Origin of the sequence: Actinomadura luzonensis (assembly GCF_022664455.2) — a bacterium.
GTDB lineage: Bacteria > Actinomycetota > Actinomycetes > Streptosporangiales > Streptosporangiaceae > Nonomuraea > Nonomuraea luzonensis.
Genome location: NZ_JAKRKC020000001.1, coordinates 706731 through 726382 on the forward strand (window position 1 = coordinate 706731; position 19652 = coordinate 726382).

Annotated in this window: 13 protein-coding genes; 8 read left to right on the plus strand and 5 right to left on the minus strand. The window is 72.7% G+C overall.

Going from position 1 to position 19652, the window contains the following annotated elements:
* Positions 1–32 precede the first annotated feature (32 nt).
* Positions 33–746: an HNH endonuclease family protein gene (locus MF672_RS03325; RefSeq protein ID WP_242373511.1), complete on the minus strand. Its 714-nt coding sequence runs from the start codon at positions 744–746 to the stop codon at positions 33–35.
* A 212-nt stretch (positions 747–958) separates the two neighbouring features.
* Here MF672_RS03325 and MF672_RS03330 point away from each other — a divergent pair, with 212 nt between their 5' ends.
* The 4 genes from MF672_RS03330 to MF672_RS03345 all read left to right on the plus strand — a co-directional run bounded on the left by MF672_RS03330 (position 959) and on the right by MF672_RS03345 (position 5775).
* Positions 959–1726: a hypothetical protein gene (locus MF672_RS03330; RefSeq protein WP_242373512.1), complete on the plus strand. Its 768-nt coding sequence runs from the start codon at positions 959–961 to the stop codon at positions 1724–1726.
* Positions 1719–2861 (plus strand): helix-turn-helix domain-containing protein, encoded by a 1143-nt coding sequence (locus tag MF672_RS03335; protein WP_242373513.1) that lies wholly within the window; start codon positions 1719–1721, stop codon positions 2859–2861. Before MF672_RS03330 ends, MF672_RS03335 begins: the two co-directional genes overlap by 8 nt.
* Before the next feature lie 48 nt (positions 2862–2909).
* Positions 2910–3776 carry a MarR family transcriptional regulator gene (locus MF672_RS03340; protein WP_242373514.1) on the plus strand — a complete coding sequence of 289 codons (867 nt, stop codon included), beginning with the start codon at positions 2910–2912 and terminating at the stop codon, positions 3774–3776.
* 85 nt (positions 3777–3861) lie between these two features.
* Complete coding sequence (locus tag MF672_RS03345; protein WP_242373515.1) at positions 3862–5775, plus strand: N-acetylmuramoyl-L-alanine amidase; 1914 nt, start codon at positions 3862–3864, stop codon at positions 5773–5775.
* Here MF672_RS03345 and MF672_RS03350 read toward each other — a convergent pair.
* Together MF672_RS03350 and glgP are read right to left on the minus strand one after the other, a co-directional pair.
* Positions 5738–6637 (minus strand): MurR/RpiR family transcriptional regulator, encoded by a 900-nt coding sequence (locus MF672_RS03350; RefSeq protein WP_242373516.1) that lies wholly within the window; start codon positions 6635–6637, stop codon positions 5738–5740. The two genes, MF672_RS03345 and MF672_RS03350, sit on opposite strands and share 38 nt — an antisense overlap.
* A gap of 21 nt (positions 6638–6658) precedes the next feature.
* Positions 6659–9241, minus strand: a complete 2583-nt coding sequence (gene glgP / locus MF672_RS03355; RefSeq protein ID WP_242373517.1) for an alpha-glucan family phosphorylase — start codon at positions 9239–9241, stop codon at positions 6659–6661.
* Between the two features lie 243 nt (positions 9242–9484).
* Here glgP and MF672_RS03360 point away from each other — a divergent pair, with 243 nt between their 5' ends.
* From MF672_RS03360 to MF672_RS03370, 3 genes are all read left to right on the plus strand, one after another.
* Complete coding sequence (locus MF672_RS03360; protein ID WP_242373518.1) at positions 9485–11551, plus strand: alpha-1,4-glucan--maltose-1-phosphate maltosyltransferase; 2067 nt, start codon at positions 9485–9487, stop codon at positions 11549–11551.
* A 70-nt stretch (positions 11552–11621) separates the two neighbouring features.
* Positions 11622–13322: a maltose alpha-D-glucosyltransferase gene (treS, locus tag MF672_RS03365; protein ID WP_242373519.1), complete on the plus strand. Its 1701-nt coding sequence runs from the start codon at positions 11622–11624 to the stop codon at positions 13320–13322.
* Between the two features lie 3 nt (positions 13323–13325).
* A complete protein-coding gene (locus MF672_RS03370; protein WP_242373520.1) occupies positions 13326–14651 on the plus strand; it encodes a maltokinase N-terminal cap-like domain-containing protein in 1326 nt (441 codons plus the stop codon).
* On the opposite strand, the gene MF672_RS03375 is transcribed toward MF672_RS03370, so the two are convergent.
* Positions 14648–15511, minus strand: coding sequence for an NAD(P)-dependent oxidoreductase (locus tag MF672_RS03375; RefSeq protein ID WP_242373521.1), 864 nt, complete (start codon positions 15509–15511; stop codon positions 14648–14650). The two genes, MF672_RS03370 and MF672_RS03375, sit on opposite strands and share 4 nt — an antisense overlap.
* Positions 15512–15594: 83 nt before the next feature.
* Here MF672_RS03375 and MF672_RS03380 point away from each other — a divergent pair, with 83 nt between their 5' ends.
* Positions 15595–18762, plus strand: coding sequence for an AfsR/SARP family transcriptional regulator (locus MF672_RS03380; RefSeq protein WP_247815151.1), 3168 nt, complete (start codon positions 15595–15597; stop codon positions 18760–18762).
* Here MF672_RS03380 and MF672_RS03385 read toward each other — a convergent pair.
* The gene (locus tag MF672_RS03385) at positions 18747–19379 is read right to left on the minus strand and encodes a DUF4328 domain-containing protein (RefSeq protein WP_242381661.1); all 633 of its coding nucleotides are present in this window, start codon (positions 19377–19379) and stop codon (positions 18747–18749) included. The genes MF672_RS03380 and MF672_RS03385 overlap by 16 nt on opposite strands.
* Positions 19380–19652: the final 273 nt, after the last annotated feature.

The window sequence follows — 19652 nt, forward strand, 5'->3', positions numbered from 1 at the left end:
AGTCAACCCGACGCCACCGACAGTTCCGGCGCTCACCCCTCGTCCGGCCCCTGGCAGGTCGCCAGCATCTCGGACAGCGCCTCGCGCTCCGGCTCGGTGACAGTCAGCTCGTAGCGGGCCTTCACGTCGATCCAGGCCCGGCTGTAGGTGCACCAGTAGCCGGGCAGCGGCGGACGCCACCGGTCGGGCGACTGGTCGCCCTTGGAGCGGTTGGAGGCGGCGGAGACGGCGATGAGCTGCGGGCCGTCCAGGTCGTTGGCGAACTCCTTGCGCCGGGCGTCGGTCCACCGGTCGGCCCCGGAGCGCCAGGCCTGGGCCAGCGGGACCATGTGGTCGATGTCGAGCCGGGCGGGGTCGTCGAAGTCCTCGCCGTCGTACGCGCTGTGCCAGGCGCCGGACAGGGCCCGGCACCTGGCGTCCTGCTTGACGTCCGCGCCGTCGCGGGCCAGCACCACCTCACGGGTGTCGCAGTCGTGGCCGTGCCGGCTCCAGTGCGGGAAGCGGGCGCGGCTGTAGCCGGTCATCGGCCGGGGGCCGGCCACCGTGAGTCCGGTGAGCCGCCGGGTGGCCGCCGCGGCGGAGATCGCGGGCGGCAGCTCGGCGGGCGCCGCCGACGTGGTGCCGGAGCCGGGCCGGGAGGCGGCGGATCGGGAGGCGGCGTAAGGGGCGGCGGCCCCGGAGGCGGGCAGGAGGGACGCGGCGGCGAGGGCCGCGACGCGGAGGCGCCATGATCGTCGCAGGAACATGCCGCACGACTAACAGCGGCGATCACGCCGCGTGATCACCACCCGCCCCGCTTGTCGCTCACCGTGACGGATTTTGACGAAGGAGTGACCATCGGGACGACACGCGGCGGCCGGGAGCGGCTTCTTGAAGCCCCGGCGGGACTATGATGTCGGAAATTAAAGCGGCCCCGGCGGTCGGACGCCGCTGGGCCAAGCGGTGCGGAGGTGCGCGCATGCCGGTGTCGCAGTGGGCTCTGGAGACGTTCGGGCAGCGTGCCCCGGTGATCAGGCAGGGCATCGCCGACGCGCTCTCGACCGCGCTCGACAACGCCCGCGAGGCCCAGGCCGCCGCCCGCACCGACCACACGCACCCGTTCGGGTTCACGCTCATGTCGCGCAAGTTCGAGGCGCTGGCCGAGACGTTCGAGGACATGGGCGGCGTGCGCGTGGTCAAGCCCGCCGGCTCGCCGCACGAGCTGGTGCTGCTGGGCGGCAAGCTGCTGTTCCCGTTCCGCTACGCCCGTGACCGCTCGGTGAGCGTGATGAGCGCGCGCATCGGCGAGGGGCGGCCGTCGGCGCTGGTGCAGGCGTTGTTCCACCGGTTCGGGCCCGAGCCGGTGATGCGCCAGCTCACGCTGCACGACGTGGCCCCGCACGCGGTGCCGGTGGCCGAGGCGCTCACCGACCTGCCGGCCGACACCGAGCTGGTGCTCATCGCCTACGCCTGCAACGCGCACGCCGGGCTGCTGGACGCCTGGTGGGGCGAGGCCGAACTGCTCGACCGCACCGGCAGCCTGCGCTGGCACCACTGCGAGCCGATCCCGCTGCCCGCGGCCGGCCAGGCGGGGCTCACGCCGCTGCCCGCCACCGCGTTCGACCAGGGCGCCGTGCCCGCGCCCGCGCTCAATCCGCGCACCGGCGCGGCCCGGCTCGTCCCGCCGGTCGCCGAGCCGACCCCCATCACCCGCACCTCCAGGGCAGAAGCCGCGAGCGGTGAGTAGCCGCCGACCGGGCGCGCCGACGCCGCAGGCCGTCGCCGACGCGTTCGACGCCACCCGCCTCACCCAGGCCCGCCACCTGGCCGCGCTGACGAAGAAGGAGGTGGCCGAGCACCTCGGCGTCTCCCCCGCGGCGGTCGGCCAGTACGAGGCGGGCGTCACCCGCCCGCGCCCGGAGCTGATCCAGCCGCTGGCCGAGGTGCTGGGGGTGCCGACGGCGTTCTTCCTGTCCGGCCGGCCGCACGGCAAGCTCGACGGCTCGATGGCCCACTTCCGCAGCCTGCGCTCCACCCGGGCCTACCAGCGGGCCAAGGCCGTGGCCTTCGTCGAGCAGGTGTGGGAGCTGGCCTACGCGCTGGAGCGGCGCATCCAGCTCCCCGCCGTCGACCTGCCGGGCTTCGCGGGCGGCGAGATGCACTCCGACCTGCCGCGCGACCCGGCGGGCGCGGCCCGCGCGCTGCGCGAGCACTGGGGGCTCGGCACCGGCCCGGTCAGCCACCTGGTCCGCCGGATGGAGGCGCACGGCATCGTGGTGGCCTTCCCCCGGCACGACCCCGACGCGGTCACCGTCGACGCCTTCTCCACCTCCAGCCTGCCCCGGCCCATCGTCGTGCTCACCCCCAACCGCTTCGACGACATCTACCGCCACCGCTTCACGGCCGCCCACGAGCTGGGCCATCTCGTGCTGCACGGCGACACCGCCGCGGGCGACGCGCACCAGGAGCGCGAGGCCGACGCGTTCGCCGCCGAGTTCCTGACGCCGCGCGAGAGCATCCTGCCGCACCTGCCGCTCCGGGCCGACCTGCGGCGGCTGGCCGAGCTGCGCCGGACGTGGGGGGTGTCGGTCGACTCGCTGCTCTACCGGTGCCGCGAGACGGGCCTGATCTCCGACTCCGCGGCGAGCCGCGCCTACCAGCGGCTGGCGGCCCTGCGCGACCAGCCGGGGTTCACCAACGAGCCGGTCTCCGGCTATCCGGGCGAGCAGCCGGTGCTGCTGGCGCACGCCTTCGAGCTGGCGTGCGCGGAGACCGGGCTGACCGCCGCCGCGCTGGCGCAGGAGCTGGCCTGGCCGATCGGCCGGGTTCGCGAGCTCATCGGGCTGCCCGACCGGCGGCCCTCGCTCAAGCTCGTTCTTTAGGACATCGTCGGCGGCGCTGCGCGGCGCGCGGGGCGGGAGGGAGGCCGGATGCCGGGTGGCAGGCTGACGCGGGAGGACCGGCTGCGGATCGCCGCCGGGCTGGAGGAAGGGCTCGGGTACGCCGAGATCGCCCGCGGCCTCGACCGGCCCACGTCCACGGTCAGCCGCGAGGTGCTGCGCAACGGCGGCCCGCGGCGCTACCGGGCCGAGCAGGCGCAGCAGGCCACCGGCGAACGCGCCCGCCGGGCCCGCGCCCGCCGTCCGCGCGACCCCGCACAGGACCGAGCACAGGACCGAGCACAAGACCGAGCACAGGACCGAGCACAGGGCCAGGCGCAGAGCCAGGCGCAGAGCCAGGCACAGGCCCCGCCCCAAGATCCGGCCCAGCCCCCGCCCCAGCCCCCGCTCCAGGCCCCGCCCCGGGGACGGGATCCCGGGGTCGTGCGCGACTTCCAGGAGCGGCTGACCGCGCTGCTGATCCTGACCGGCCTGCCCCGCATGATGGCCCGGGTGGCGGCCTGCCTCTACAGCACCGACACCGGCGCGCTGACCGCCCGGGAGCTGGCCGAGCGGCTGCGGGTCAGCCCCGCCTCGATCTCCGCGGCGGTCGCGTACCTGGAGGAGCAGGAGATGATCGTCCGCGAGCGTGACCCGCGGCGGCGGCGGGAGCGGTACGTGATCGACGACGACGTCTGGTACCGGGCCTTCCTGGCCAGCGTGCGGCGCAACGAGCTGCTGGCCGAGCTGGCCGCCGAGGGCGCCCAGGTCTTCGGCCCCGCCACGCCGGCGGGCCGCCGGATGGAGCTGACCGGCCGGTTCCTGCACGCCGCCGTCGAGGACATGGCGCGGGTGATCGAGCGCCGCAGGCACCTGCTGACCGGGGAGGAGCCGCCGGGCGCGCACGTCAACGAATGAAAAATGTCTTCGCAAAGATCTCGCCTACGAAGGAAATCGTTGAGACGCTGAATCGCACTGCACCCCCAGTCCCCGAGGAGTGTCCATGCGCAGACTGTTGGCGCTCGGCGTGGCGGCCCTGCTGCCCTTAACCAACGTCTCGGCCGCCCACGCCCAGGACCCGGCCGACCGCCAGGCCGCCTTCGCCGCCGCCGCGGCGGAGTACCAGGTGCCCGAGAGCGTGCTGCTCGGCGTCTCCTACCTGGAGTCGCGGTGGGACGCCCACGCGGGCAAGCCCTCCAGCGACGCCGGGTTCGGCCCCATGCACCTCACGGACGCGGCCGCGTACACCGGGTCGAACCACCACGACGCGGGCGAGGAGGACGCCCGCGGCGACGAGACCCGGCCTCTGCCCGCGCCCGTCACGCCGCCGGCGCCCGCGGAGATCCCCGCGCGCCTGCGCACCATGGAACGGGCCGCCGCGCTCACCGGCGAGAGCCACGAGCGGCTGCGCACCGACGACGCCGCCAACATCCGGGGCGGCGCGGCCCTGCTGGCCGACTACCAGAAGTCCCTCGGCGCGCCGCTCAGCGACGACCCCGGCGAGTGGTACGGCGCCGTCGCCAAGTACTCGGGCGCCGACGAGAGCGACGCCGCCGAGTTCTTCGCCGACGAGGTCTTCTCGGTGATCTCCGAGGGCGTCGAGCGCACCACCGACGACGGCGAGCGGGTCCGGCTGCCCGCCGTGAGCGACCTGCACAAGATCGTGAAGTGGCTGGAGAAGCTGGGGCTGCGCCCGCCCCGCACCGACGGCGTCGAGTGCCCGGCCTCGATCTCCTGCGAGTGGATCCCGTCGGCCTACCAGGAGCTGCCGCCGGACGACTACGGCCACTACGACCTGGCGAACCGTCCGTTGAGCCAGAAGGTGGACTACATCATCATCCACGACATGGAGGGATATTTCCTACCCTCCATCAAACTCAACCAGGACCCGAACTACGGCGCGAGCTGGCACTACTCGGTCCGCTCCAGTGACGGCCACATCGCCCAGCACATCAAGACCAAGGACGTCGGCTGGCAGGCCGGCAACTGGTACATCAACGCCAAGTCCATCGGCATCGAGCACGAGGGCTTCCTCGCCGAGGGCAGCACCTGGTACACCGAGGCGATGTACCGCTCCTCCGCCCGCCTGGTCCGCTACCTCGCGTTGCGGCACGGCGTGCCGCTGGACCGCGCGCACATCCTGGGCCACGACAACGTCCCCGGCACCCTGCCGACCACCGTGCGCGGCATGCACGAGGACCCGGGCCCGTTCTGGGACTGGGCGCACTACATGCAGCTCATGGGCGCGCCGCTGCACCAGTTCGGCGGCCCGCGCAGCGGCAGCGTCATGATCAAGCCGGACTTCGCCACGAACAAGCCCTACTTCTACGGCTGCGACCGCAAGAACCCCGAGGCCGCCTGCCCGCCGCTGCCCGCCGGCACCGTCTGGCTGCGCACCGAGCCGCGCGCCGACGCCCCGCTGGTCAAGGACATCGGCAAGCACCCGACCGGCGAGTCGCTCTACAGCGTCTACGACCACAGCGCCCGCGCCAGCACCGGCCAGCGCTTCGCCGTCGCCGAGCGCCAGGGCGACTGGACGGCCGTCTGGTACCTCGGCCAGAAGGCCTGGTTCCACAACCCGGCCGCCGCGCCGACCGCGATCCCGTCAGCCGGCCTGGTCGTGACGCCGAAGGCGGGCAAGGCCACGGTCCCGGTGTACGGCCGGGCCTATCCCGAGCAGGAGGCCTACCCCGAGGGCATCCCCTACCAGGCGGTGACGCCGCTGCAGTACACGTTCTCGGCGGGCGAGAAGTACACCCTCGCCGGGCCGGCGGCCGCCGAGTACTACCGGGCGGTCACCTTCAACCTGGAGGACCACAAGGTGGTACGGGGCCGGACGAAGTACCTGGAGATCCAGTTCGGCCACCGCGTGATGTACGTCAAGGCTGACGACGTGGATGTGACGTTCTCCGGGTGAACTCCTTGACCGCCTGACGGGTGCTGGCCAGCGCCTCCTGCGAGGAGTCGTAGGTGCGCTGGGCCACCCCCACGAACAGGCAGTCGACGACGAGGAGCTGGCTGATCCTGCTGGCCAGGGCGCCGGGACGGAACTCCGTCTCGCGCCCGGCCGAGATGAGCACGTGCTCGGCCAGCTCCGCGATCGACGAGCGCGGGTTGTTGGTGATCGCCACCGTGGTGGCGCCCGCCTCCTTGGCCCGGGTCAGCGGCTCGATCACGTCGGGCGTCTCGCCGGAGGTGCTGATGCCGATCGCGACGTCGCCGGGCCTGAGCAGCACGGCGCTGGTCAGCGCGAGGTGGGCGTCCTGGAAGGCGTGGCTGGACAGGCCGATGCGCAGCAGCTTCTGGGCGACGTCCTCGGCCACCAGGCCGGAGGCGCTGACCCCGTAGGCGTCGATCCGGCGGGCGCCGACGATCGCGTCCACGACCAGGCCGAGCCGTTCGCTGGTGAGCTGCGCGACCGTGTCGTTGATCGCCTCGGACTCGGCCCGCGCGACCTTCTGGATGACCGCCGACAGCGGGTCGTCGGGGGCGAGGTCGCCGGGCACCAGCCGGTCGGGCTGCGCCGCGGCGGCCGCGAGCGCCAGCCGGAGCTGCGGGTAGCCGGCGAACCCGAGCAGCCGGGCGGTGCGCACGATCGTGGCCTCGCTGGTGCCCGAGGCGGCGCTGAGCTCCGTGATGGTGCTCCGCGCCACCGTCGCCGGGTCCTCCAGGATGAGCCGGGCCACGGTCTGGGCGGCCGGCGTCAGGGACGGCAGCACACCGCGGACCGTGGCCACCAGAGTGTCGGCCCGCAGGCCGTTGTTCCCGCTGTCGTCCACGCCCCCGATTATGCCTGGGCTTTAACGCAATGTGCCGTTCGTCATGCCTGCGGGTTCCTCGGGCACCGCGATGAGGCCCAGCTCGGCCGGCGTCGCGACGAGCGGGTGGTCGGGGACGACCCGCACGGTGTAGCCGAAGGCGCCCGTGCGGTCGAGCGGCACGACGCCCGTGTAGTGGGCGTGCCCGTCGTCGTCCACCGACTGGCAGGCCATCTTCGCGTACGACGGGTGCACCAGCTCGTCGTGCGGCCCGACCTTGCCGTAGGCCGCCTGCACCAGCACGTCCTCGGGCTCCAGGTCGCCGAGCGCCACCGTGGCGTGCAGCTCGATCGCCGCGCCCACCTCGGGCGTGTCGCCCACCCCGGACGCCTCCACGTGCTCCACCCGCACCCCCGGCCAGGCCCGGGCGACCCGGACCCGCCAGGCGGCGAACGCCTTGGCCGGCGCGTAGGAGTCGGCCGACAGCGCCCGCGCCGCCTTGGCCGCCGGGGTGTAGAGGCCGACGACGTAGTCGCGCAGCATGCGCCCGGCCAGCACCTTCGGGCCGAGCGAGGCCAGCGTGTGCTTGACCATCTCCAGCCAGCGGCGGGGCAGCCCGTCGAAGGCCCGGTCGTAGAAGCGGTCGGAGACCTCGTGCTCGATGAGGTCGTAGAGGGCGGCGGCCTCCAGCTCGTCGCGCCGGTCGGGATCGGTGACGCCGTCGGCGGTGGGGATGGCCCAGCCGTTGGTGCCGTCGTACCACTCGTCCCACCAGCCGTCGCGGATCGACAGGTTGAGCCCGCCGTTGAGCGCCGACTTCATGCCCGAGGTGCCGGACGCCTCCAGCGGGCGCAGCGGGTTGTTCAGCCACACGTCGCAGCCCTGCACCATGAGCTGGCCGAGCGCCATGTCGTAGTCGGGCAGGAACACGATGCGGTGCCGCACGTTCGCCTGGTCGGCGAACTTGACGATCTGCTGGATCAGCTTCTTGCCGCCCTCGTCGGCGGGGTGGGCCTTGCCGGCGATGACGATCTGCACCGGCTTGTCCGGGTCGAGCAGCAGCTCGGTGAGCCGCTGCTGGTCGCGCAGCATGAGCGTGAGCCGCTTGTACGACGGCACCCGCCGGGCGAAGCCGATGGTCAGCACGTCGGGGTCGAGGGCGTCGTCGATCCAGCCCAGCTCGGCGTCGGAGGCGCCGCGCTCGCGCCAGGACCGGCGAAGGCGCACCCTGGCCCCCTCGACCAGGCGGCGGCGCAGCACGCCGCGGATCTCCCAGATGTCGGCGTCGGAGATCTTCTGGATGCCCTCCCAGCCGCGGGCCCGCTCGATCAGCGTGGGCAGCTCGCGGCCGGCCAGCTCCATCAGCTCGCGGCCGACCCAGGTGGGGGCGTGCACGCCGTTGGTGATGGAGCCGATCGGCACCTCGTCGATGTCAAAACCGGGCCAAAGATCTTTGAACATCTCCCGGCTGACCTCGCCGTGCAGCACGGAGACGCCGTTGACCCGCTGGGCCAGGCGCATGCCCATCACGGCCATGTTGAAGCGGCCGGGGTCGGCCTCCGCGCCGAGCGCGAGGATGCGCTCGACCGGCACGGTCGGCCAGGACGCCGACCCGCCGAAGTGGCGCTGGATCAGCTCGACCGGGAAGCGGTCGATGCCCGCGGGCACCGGCGTGTGCGTGGTGAACACGGTGCCGGCCCGCACGGCCTCCAGCGCCTCGTCGAAGGTGAGCCGGGCCTCGGTCAGCTCGCGGATGCGCTCCAGGCCGAGGAAGCCGGCGTGGCCCTCGTTGGTGTGGAAGACCTCGGGGTCGGGGTGGCCGGTGATGCGGCAGTAGGCCCGGATCGCGCGCACGCCGCCGACGCCGAGCAGCAGCTCCTGCATGAGCCGGTGGTCGGTGCCGCCGCCGTAGAGGCGGTCGGTGATGTCGCGGGCGGCGTTGTCGTTGTCGGCGACGTCGGAGTCGAGCAGCAGCAGCGGCACCCGGCCGACCTGCGCCACCCACACCTGCGCGTGCAGCACGCGCTCGTCGGGCAGCGCCAGGCGGATCTTGACGTTGCCGCCGTCGGTGTCCTTGAGCAGCGACAGCGGCAGGCCGCCCGGGTCGAGGGACGGGTAGTGCTCGAGCTGCCAGCCCTCGGGCGACAGGGACTGGGTGAAGTACCCGTGCCGGTACAGCAGGCCGACCGCGAGGATCGGCACGCCGAGGTCGCTGGCGGCCTTCAGGTGGTCTCCGGCGAGGATGCCGAGCCCGCCGGAGTACTGCGGCAGCGCGGCGGCGATGCCGAACTCGGGCGAGAAGTAGGCGATGGCCCGCGCGCCGTCGGGCAGCGTCTGGTACCACCGCGGCGAGGTCATGTACTCGCGCAGGTCGTCGGCCGCGTCGGCGAGGCGGCGCAGGAAGCGGCGGTCGGCGGCCAGCTCGGCCAGCCGGGCGGGCGTGACGGCCCCCAGCAGGGCCACCGGATCGTGGCCTACCTGCTCCCAGAGCACGGCGTCGACCTCGGCGAAGAGGTCGAGTGTCTCGGGATGCCAGGACCAGCGCAGATTCTGTACGAGCTCGCCGAGGGCGGCCAGCTCCGCGGGCAGGACGGTGCGGACGGTAAACCGACGGATAGCTCTCACGTTGTGCACCCTACGGGCTAGGAGGGACCTCTCGTTCCTTCACCCCCATCAGAGCCCTTCAAACCCCTTCCAGAGACAAGCATGAAGAGGGAGCATTGGGGCAACTTTCCCTAATGTTGGGCTCTCCCGCGAACTTCTGCGGGAGGTCTATCCGCTGCTGTCCAGAAATAACGTGCGAGGATCGTTCCTGCCACGGAAAGCCTCCGGCGGCACCGAGTGTGCCGTCGCAAACCCTTGATTGCGATGATCGGACGAATTCCCATCACGGACATCTCCCCCGTCGTCGACTGCGGGCAGCGGCCCGCCAAGGCGGTCGCCGGAGAGACCTTCGAGGTCTCGGCGACCGTGTTCAGAGAAGGCCATGACGCCGTGGCCGCGGGTGTGGTCCTCACCACGCCCGACGGGCAGCGCGGCAGGCTGAGACCGATGCGCGAGCTCGCCCCGGGCACCGACCGCTGGGGCGCCGACGTCTGCCTGCCCGCCGAGGGCGACTGGCTGTTCCGCGTGGAGGCGTGGAGCGACCCCATCCACACGTGGCTGCACGACGCGGAGATCAAGATCCCGCGCGGCATGGACGTCGATCTCATGTGCGAGGAGGGCGCGCGCCTGTTCGAGCGGGCGGCCAAGGCCGTGCGCGCCGCCGACTGCCCCTCCGCCTCCGCCAAGCCCCCGGCCAGGCCCGGCGGCAACGGCGACAACTCGTGCGGGCACCGGGCGGCGCTGCTGTCGGTCGCGGCCACGCTGCGCGACGAGGAGCTCGACCCGCGCGCCCGGCTGTCGATCGCGCAGCTCCCCGACACGGGGGCGCTGCTGGAGGCCCACCCGTTCCGGGAGCTGGTGACCAGGTCGAAGTCCTTCAAGGTCCGGGTGGACCGGCGCCGCGCGCTCTACGGCTCGTGGTACGAGTTCTTCCCCCGCTCGGAGGGGGCGATCGTCAGCACCGGCGGCGTGTCGAAGTCCGGCACCTTCCAGACCGCCGCCAAGCGGCTGCCCGCGATCGCCAAGATGGGCTTCGACGTCGTCTACCTGCCGCCCATCCACCCCATCGGCACGACGTTCCGCAAGGGCCGCAACAACACGCTGAGCCCCGAGCCCGACGACCCGGGCTCGCCGTGGGCGATCGGCTCCGAGGACGGCGGCCACGACGCGGTCCATCCCGACCTCGGCACGATCGAGGACTTCGACGCGTTCGTGACGCACGCGCGCGAGCTGGGCATGGAGGTGGCCCTCGACCTCGCGCTGCAGTGCTCGCCCGACCACCCGTGGGTCAAGGAGCACCCCGAGTGGTTCACGATCCGGGCCGACGGCTCGATCGCCTACGCCGAGAACCCGCCGAAGAAGTACCAGGACATCTACCCGGTCAACTTCGACAAGGACCCCGAGGGCATCTACGCCGAGGTGCGCCGCGTGGTGCGGCACTGGATGGACCACGGGGTGCGCGTCTTCCGGGTGGACAACCCGCACACCAAGCCGGTGGGGTTCTGGGAGCGGCTGCTGGCCGACATCCACACCACCGATCCGGACGTGCTGTTCCTGGCGGAGGCGTTCACCCGGCCGGCCATGCTGCGCACGCTGGCCAAGGTGGGCTTCCACCAGTCGTACACGTACTACACGTGGAAGAACTCCAAGCAGGACGTGGAGACGTACCTGTCGGAGCTGGCCCACGAGACCTCGGGCTACCTGCGGCCGAACCTGTTCGTCAACACGCCGGACATCCTGCACGAGTACCTGCAGCACGGCGGCGTCCCGGCGTTCAAGATCAGGGCGGTGCTGGCCGCGCTCGCCTCGCCGACGTGGGGCGTGTATTCGGGTTACGAGCTCGCGGAGAATGTCCCGGTCCGCCCCGGGAGTGAAGAATATCTAGATAGCGAGAAATATCAGTACAAGCCCCGCGATTGGATTACCGCCGAACGTGAGGGACGCAGCCTGGCGCCCTTCATCACGCACCTGAATTTGTTCAGAAGAGCGCATCCGGCACTGCAGGAATTGCGTAACCTACATTTCCACAGGGTCGACCAGCCGGACATCGTCTGCTTCTCCAAGCGCCTGCCGGGCGCCTACGACCCGGCCACCAGAAGGCACGGGCTGGGCGACGTCGTTCTCGCGGTCGTCAACCTGGATCCGCACCACACCCATGAGGCCACCGTTGATCTCGACCTGCCCGCGCTCGGGCTCGACTGGAACGCCGAGTTCGTCGTGGACGACGAGCTGTCCGGCGAGTCCTACCGCTGGCGGCAGAGCAACTACGTGCGCCTCGACCCTCACATCCAGCCTGCCCACATTCTCACCGTACGAGCCGCGCCACGGTAGAACTGAATTCAGCGGGGAGTCTTCAAGTGTGTGTTAGCGCCTCCCTCATAGGCACCCGGCGAGGGCGCCCATGAGCTCCACACCCATTCCCAACACCTTCGACGAGGAAAAACCGCGCGATCCCTACTGGTACAAGCGCGCCGTCTTCTACGAGGTCCTCATCCGGGGATTCTCCGACAGCAACGGGGACGGCACGGGCGACATCAGAGGGCTGATCAGCAAGCTCGACTACCTGCAGTGGCTCGGCGTCGACTGCCTCTGGCTGCTCCCGCTGTACGAGTCGCCGCTGCGTGACGGCGGCTACGACATCGCCGACTTCATGAAGATCCTCCCCGAGTTCGGGGATCTGGGCGACTTCGTGAAGCTCGTCGAAGAGGCGCACCGGCGTGGCATGCGGGTCATCGCCGACCTCGTCATGAACCACACCAGCGACGCGCACCCGTGGTTCCAGGCCAGCCGGCACGACCCGGAGGGCCCGTTCGGCGACTTCTACGTCTGGTCCGACACCGACGAGAAGTACCAGGACGCCCGGATCATCTTCATCGACACCGAGACGTCCAACTGGACCTACGATCCCGTGCGCGGCCAGTACTACTGGCACCGCTTCTTCCACCACCAGCCCGACCTCAACTACGAGAACCCGGCGGTGCAGGACGCGATGCTGGAGGTGCTGCGGTTCTGGCTCGACCTCGGCATCGACGGCTTCCGCCTGGACGCGGTGCCCTACCTGTTCGAGGAGGAGGGCACCAACTGCGAGAACCTGCCGCGCACGCACGAGTACCTCAAGCGCATCCGGGCCGAGGTGGACCGCCTCTATCCCGACCGGGTGCTGCTGGCCGAGGCCAACCAGTGGCCGTCGGACGTGGTGGAGTACTTCGGCGACCCGGTGGGCGGCGGCGACGAGTGCCACATGGCCTTCCATTTCCCGCTGATGCCGCGCATCTTCATGGCCGTCCGCAGGGAAAGCCGGTACCCCATCTCGGAGATCCTTGCCCAGACCCCCAAGATTCCGGAAAACTGCCAGTGGGGGATCTTCCTCCGCAACCATGACGAGCTGACGCTCGAGATGGTCACGGACGAAGAGCGCGACTACATGTACACCGAGTACGCGAAGGACCCCCGCATGCGCGCCAACGTCGGCATCCGCCGCCGCCTGGCGCCCCTGCTGGAGAACGACCGCAACCAGATCGAGCTGTTCACCGCGCTGCTGCTGTCGCTGCCCGGCTCGCCCGTGCTCTACTACGGCGACGAGATCGGCATGGGCGACAACATCTGGCTCGGCGACCGCGACGGCGTGCGCACCCCGATGCAGTGGGACCCCGACCGCAACGCCGGCTTCTCCGACTGCGACCCCGGGCGGCTCTACCTGCCCGTGATCATGGACCCGATCTACGGCTACCAGGCCATCAACGTCGAGGCTCAGCAGAAGAACGCCGGCTCACTGCTGCACTGGACCCGGCGCATGATCGAGATCCGCAAGCGGCACCCGGTGTTCGGCCTGGGCGAGTACACCGAGCTCAACTCCTCCAACCCCAGCGTCCTGGCCTTCGTCAGGGAGCTGGGCGACGACCGGATGCTCTGCGTGAACAACTTGTCACGCTTCCCGCAGCCGGTCGAGCTCGACCTGCGCAGATTCGTCGGCGTCTCCCCCGTGGAAACGATGGGAGGCGTGCCATTTCCGGCAATTGGCGAACTACCGTATCTTTTGACGCTTCCTGGGCATGGGTTCTACTGGTTCACACTCCCGCCGGCCATCATCCAGGAGGAGTAGGACGTGCTGACTGAGCTCCTTGCCGCATGGATCAGCCGCCAACGTTGGTTCGGCGGCAAGGGGCGCCCGATCGACGAGCTGTCGATCGAAGCGGACGTCGAGCTGACGCCCGGTCTCAGACACCTCATCGTCGCCGTGTGGCAGGAGGGCTCACGCGACCGCTACCAGCTCCTGCTGGGCGAGCGGCACGAGCTGCCCGACCGGCTCGCCCACGCCCTGATCGCCACCGTCGACGGCGTCCACCTCTACGACGCCGTGCACGACCCCGAGCGCACCGCCTGGCTGCTGGACGGCATGTCCCGCGACGAGACCCGCAGCGGCCTGCGGATGCGGCACGCCCCGGGGGCCGAGATCGACACCACGCCGCGCAGCCTGGTGCTCGGCGCCGAGCAGTCCAACACCTCGCTCGTGTACGGCGACGCCTACATCTGCAAGCTCTTCCGCCGCCTCATCCCCGGCGTGAACCCGGAGCTGGAGATCGTCACCGCGCTCGCGGCCAGGGACGCGCCGCACATCGCGCAGCCGTACGGGTGGATCGAGGCCGACCTCGACGGCACCGACACCACGCTGGCGTTCATGCAGGAGTTCCTGTCGAACGCCAACGACGGCTGGGACCTGGCCCTGACCAGCGTCCGCGACCTCTACGCGAGCCCGCCCGAGGTGAGCGCCGCCGAGGCGGGCGGCGACTTCGCGGGCGAGGCCGAACGGCTCGGCGTCGCCACCGCCCGCGTGCACGCCGAGCTGGCCGCCGCCTTCCCGACCGACACGATCGAGACCCACGAGATCAAGCGCATGGCCGAGTCCTTCCGGCGCCGCCTGGGGAGGGCGGTGGCCGAGGTGCCGGAGCTGCGCCCGCATGTGCCCGCCCTGGAGGAGGCCTACCACGAGGTGGAGCTGCTCACCAGCGCGGTGCCTGTGCAGCGTGTTCACGGCGACTACCACCTCGGCCAGGTCATGCGCACCCCGACGGACTGGGTGATCCTGGACTTCGAGGGCGAGCCGGGACAACCGCTGGCCGAGCGGCGGGCACTGTCGTCGCCGCTGCGGGACGTGGCCGGCATGCTGCGCTCGTTCGACTACGCCGCCCGCCACCTGCTGGCCGGCCGCCCGGAGGCCGCCGAGCTGGAGGACCGGGCGCAGGCGTGGGCCGACCACAACCGGGCCGCCTTCCTCCAGGGCTACGCCCAGGGCGGCGGGCGCATCGACCGGGCCGACGCGGCGCTGCTGCGGGCGTTCGAGCTGTCCAAGGCGGTCTACGAGGTGGTCTACGAGGCCAGGAACCGGCCCACCTGGCTGCCCATCCCGCTGGCTGCCTTCCGCCCCCGCTAGGCGCCCTCCTCCAGCTCCAGCACCAGCCCGGACAGGCCCTCGTGGCCGAGGCCCCGCGCCACCCGCCGCTCCACGATCGCCTGGAGCGGCAGCAGCAGGTCCGCCCGGACGCCCTGCTCGGCGAAGGCGGTCACCAGGTTGCGCAGGCCGGCCCGGTTGATCTCCAGGTTGGAGACCCCGGTGCGGTGGTCGCCGGCCTCCATCGCCGCCGCCCAGCCGGGCTGCTGCGCGGCCATCGCGTTGAGCCACGGGACCAGCAGGTCCTCGGTGAACTCGGTCAACGGGTACTTGGCGCTGCGGACCAGGGCGGCCGCCGCCAGCCCGCCGGCGATCTGGCCGTACATGCCGGTCAGCATGGCGAGGTCGAGCAGCGGGGCCATCCCCGGGTCCGCGCCGACCCAGCGGGGCTCGGCCAGCGCGGCGAGCGCCTGCTCGTGCCGGTCGAAAGCGGCCCGCTCGCCGCTGTAGAGGATGAGCGCGCCCGGCCCGGCGATCATCTGCGGCACCGCCATGATGCCGCCGCTCACGTGGTCCGCGCCCCGGGCGGTCGCCCAGGACGCCGACTCGCGGGCCTCGGCGGGGCGGCCGGTGGTGAGGTTGGCCAGCACGCGCCCGCGCAGCTCGACGCCGTCCAGGACCTCGCGGACCGAGGCGTGGTCGAGCAGGCAGGCGATCACCAGCGGGCTCGCCGCGACGGCCTCGCCCGGCGTGGCGGCGACGGCCGCGCCCCGGGCGGCCAGCGGCTCGGCCCTGGCCGGGGTGCGGTTCCAGACCGTGACCCGGTGCCCGGCGGACAGCAGGGCGCCGGCGAGCGCGGAGCCCATGAGACCGAGCCCGAGAACGGAGATATTTTCTGACATCTGAGTGTTTCCCTTCCTGGTGGACGGCTCCAGGCTGCGGGGACGCGGTTATGGTCGGGTTCGGGGTTGGTTATGGGGGGCTGATGCGGTTCGGCGTGCTGGGACCGGTCGCCGTGTGGACGGCGGACGGGGAGCCGGTCCGGGTCCCCGAGGTCAAGGTCCGCGCCCTCCTCGCCCGGCTGCTGATCGACGGCGGCCGGACGGTCTCCGCCGACCGGCTCGTCGCCGACCTGTGGGGCGAGCACCCGCCCGCCGGCGCGCCGGCCGCGCTGCGGGTCAAGGTGTCCCAGCTCCGCAAGGCGCTCGGGGACCGGGACCTGGTGGCCTACCGGGCGCCCGGGTACGTGCTGCGGGCGACGCCGGACGACGCCGCCCGCTTCGAGGACCTGCTGGACCACGCCCGCCGGGCGCCCGACCCCGCCGGGCGGGCGACGTCGCTGCGGGCGGCCCTGGAGCTGTGGCGGGGGGCCGCCTACGCCGAGTTCGCCGACGAGCCGTTCGCGCGGGCGGTGGCGGCGCGGCTGGAGGAGCGGCGGCTGGCGGCGCTCGAGGACCTGGCCGAGGTCCGTCTCGACCTCGGCGAACACGCCGCCCTGGCGGCGGACCTGGCGGAGCTGGTGGCCCGGCATCCGCTGCGTGAGCGGCTGCGGGCGGCCCACCTGCGGGCCCTGTACCTGTCGGGGCGGCAGGGGGAGGCGCTGGCCGCGTACGAGGGGGTGCGGGGGCGGCTGGCGGAGGAGCTGGGGGTGGACCCGGGTCCGGAGCTGACGGCCCTCCATCAGGCCATCCTCCGTCACTCCCCCTCCCTCCACCCACTCTCCTCGGGCCCGCTTCCCTCGGGTCCGTCCCGCCAGGGCTCCTTTCCGCGAGGGCCGTTCCCGGAGCCGGGCGGGGTGCCGGGTGGGCGGGGGAACCTGCCCGCGCCGTTGACCTCCCTGGTGGGCCGTGCGGAGGCGGTCGGCGAGGTGCGGGGGTTGTTGCGTGCTCATCGCCTGGTGACGCTCACCGGGCCGGGCGGGGTGGGCAAGACCCGGCTGGCGCTGGCCGTCGCCCGCGACGCGGTGCCCGAGGGCGGCGCGTGGCTGGTGGAGCTGGCCGCGTTGCCGCGCGGCGCCGGGCCGGCCGAGGTGGCCGAGAGCGTCGCCGCCGTGCTCGGCGTCCGCGACGACGCCGCCGCCTGCGTGACCGAACGCCTGGTGTCGGTCCTGCGGAGCCGGGAGACGTTGCTGGTGCTGGACAACTGCGAGCACGTGGTGGAGCCGGTGGCGGAGCTGGTGGCGTGGTTGCTGCGGGCGGTGGCGGGGCTGCGGGTGCTGGTGACGGGTCAGGAGCCGTTGCGGATCGGGGGGGAGCGGGTGTGGCAGGTGCCGCCGCTGGAGGCTTCGGCGGCGGTGGAGTTGTTCGCGGCGCGGGCGGGGGTGGCCGTGGATGCGGGGGTGGCCGTGGATGCGGGGGTGGCGGCGGTGTGCGCGCGGTTGGACGGGTTGCCGTTGGCGGTGGAGCTGGCGGCGACGCGGGTGCGGGCGTTGGGGGTGGCGGAGCTGGCGGCGCGGCTGGATGACCGGTTCGGGGTGTTGACGGCGGGGTTGCGGGATGCGCCGGCGCGGCAGCGGACGTTGCGGGCGATGATCGATTGGAGCTGGGAGCTGCTGGGCGGGGCCGAGCGGGTGGTGTTGCGGCGGTTGGCGGTGCAGGTGGGCGGGTGTTCGCTGGAGGCGGCCGAGCGGGTGTGCGCGGAGCCGGGGGTGGAGGTGCTGGAGGCGCTGGCCCGGCTGGTGGAGCGGTCGTTGGTGGTGCGGGCGGGGTCGCGGTACCGGTTGCTGGAGTCGGTGGCGGCCTACGGCAGGGAGCGGCTGCGCGAGGCGGGCGAGGAGGAGACGATCACGCTCCGGCACGCCCGCTACTACGTCGGCCTGGCCGAGCGGGAGGAGCCGCACCTGCGCGGCCACGAGCAGCGGCGCGCCCTGGCCCTGCTGGACGCCGAGAGCGCCAACCTGCGGGCCGCGCTGGAGAACGCGATCCGCCTGGGCGCGCCCGCCGACGCGCTGCGCCTGGTCAACGCCCTGGCCTGGTACTGGGTCCTGCGCGGCCGGCTGGGCGAGGGCCGCCGCGCCCTGGAGAACGCCCTCGCCGCCGCCGGACGGGACGCGCCAGGGGCGGCGGTGGCCGAGGTGTGGCTGGCCGGGATGCGGATGTTGTCCGGGCAGCCTCAGGCGCTGGATCCCGCCGTGTTCGACGCCGTCGAGGATCCGCCGGCCCGGGCGCGGGCGCAGTGGTTCGCCGGTTTCGCCATGTTCGGCTACGACGACCTGTCGGCGAGCGTCGGCCTGGTCCGGGCCGCGCTCGCGGGCTTCCGGGCGCTGGGCGACGCCTGGGGCACCGGGGCAGCGCTCAACGTCCTGGCCCGGCACGCCGCCATGCGCGGCGACCTGGAGGCGCTGCGGCGCGACGGCGAGCAGGGGCTCGCGCTGTTCCGGCAGACGGGCGACCGGTGGGGCGAGATGCGCGCCGCCGAGAACCTGAGCACGCTCGCCGAGATCACCGGCGACTACGCCCGCGCCGCCGAGCTGCGCGAGGAGGGCCTGCGCATGGCCGAGGAGCTCGGCCTGTGGAGCTCGGTGCCGGACGCGCTGTCGCGGCTCGGCCGGATCGCGCTGCTGACCGGCGACCACGCCGCGGCCGACGACTACCACGAGCGGGCCGCGCGGCTGGCCGCGGCGCAGTCGAACCGGCCCGCCGAGGAGTTCGCGGAGCTGGGCCTCGCGCTCTCCGCCCGCCGCCAGGGCCGCCTGGAGGAGGCCGAGCGGCGGCTGCGTCACTGGCTGGAGTGGGTCATGGACGTGGCCGGCGAGCCCGGCGCGGCGCTGATCCTGGCCGAGCTGGGCTTCTCCGCCGAGCAGCGCGGGGACGCGGGCCAGGCCCTCGCCCTCCAGCTCCGGGGGCTGGCGGCGGCCAGGAGGGTCGGCGACCCGCGCGCGGTCGCGCTGGCCCTGGAGGGGCTGGCGGGCGCGCGGGCCCTCGCCGGGCGGCACGAGGAGGCGGCCCTGCTGCTCGGGCACGCGAGCGCGCTCCGGGCGTCCGTGGGGGCTCCGCTGCCGCCCGGCGAGCGCTTCGACGTCGCCCGCGTCACGGCCGCGGTCGAGGCGGCGCTGGGCGGCGCGCGGGCCGTCGAGGCCGGCGCCCGAGGCGCGGCCCTGCCGCTGGACGACCTCCTGGCCGTGGCGGCGGAAGGGAGCTACCTCCAGGGGTAGCCCGTGTAGGCGGGGTGGAGGCCGGCGGCGAGCTCCTCCCTGCGCCGCTCCTGGGCCTGGGTGATCCGCAGCACGACGGGGACCGCGAGGGCGGCCGCGATCAGCGACAGCCCGATGCTCACCACGTCGAAGCGGGCGGCCGCCGCGTACTCCTCCGCCTCCTCGGCCCGGAACAGCGCGCGGGAGATGAGGCCCGCGCCCCAGTTGCTGACCAGCCAGGCCGCCCACCAGGCGTGGAAGAGCGCCTTCGGCGGGGACGGGGTGCGGGCGGAGGCGTCCCAGACGTCGTCCACGACCTGCTTGGGGAACCAGAGCGCCACGATCGGGACGACCCAGCCGAGCACCGCCCAGACGCGCGAGTGCCGGTGCGCGTGCGGCGCCAGCGCCTCGGCGTTGACCCGCGTCCGGTACAGCCAGACCAGGAACGCCACGGCCGCGGCCAGGTAGGTGACGGTCTCCACGATGCCGGACACGCCGTGGACGAGGTCGCCGGCGTCGATCTCGCTCTGCGGCACCGCCGCCACGCCGCCGAGGATGCGGTCGATGAGGTCCGCGTACCAGAGGTCGATGACCGCGGCGACGACGCTGACCAGCGAGGTGATCCCGAGCGCCGCCACGGCGAGGACCGCGAGGCCGCGGACCGGGCGTAAGGGCGGGGGTGGCGGCGGATATGACGGATGTGTGGGGGAAGGAGGGGGCGGGTACATCACTGCAGCCTTTCTGGCGGGGTTGACGGGCGGCGCACCAGTATGACGAGCCAGATTGCGGTAAAGGATGGGTTATCCATCCCGGCACCCTCTTGTGATGAACCCGGGATTTTGCACTTTCTGTGATTGTCTCGGCGAAAGCGGGCAGTGCCTGGGATGGACGGTCGTCATAGTGCAGGGTTG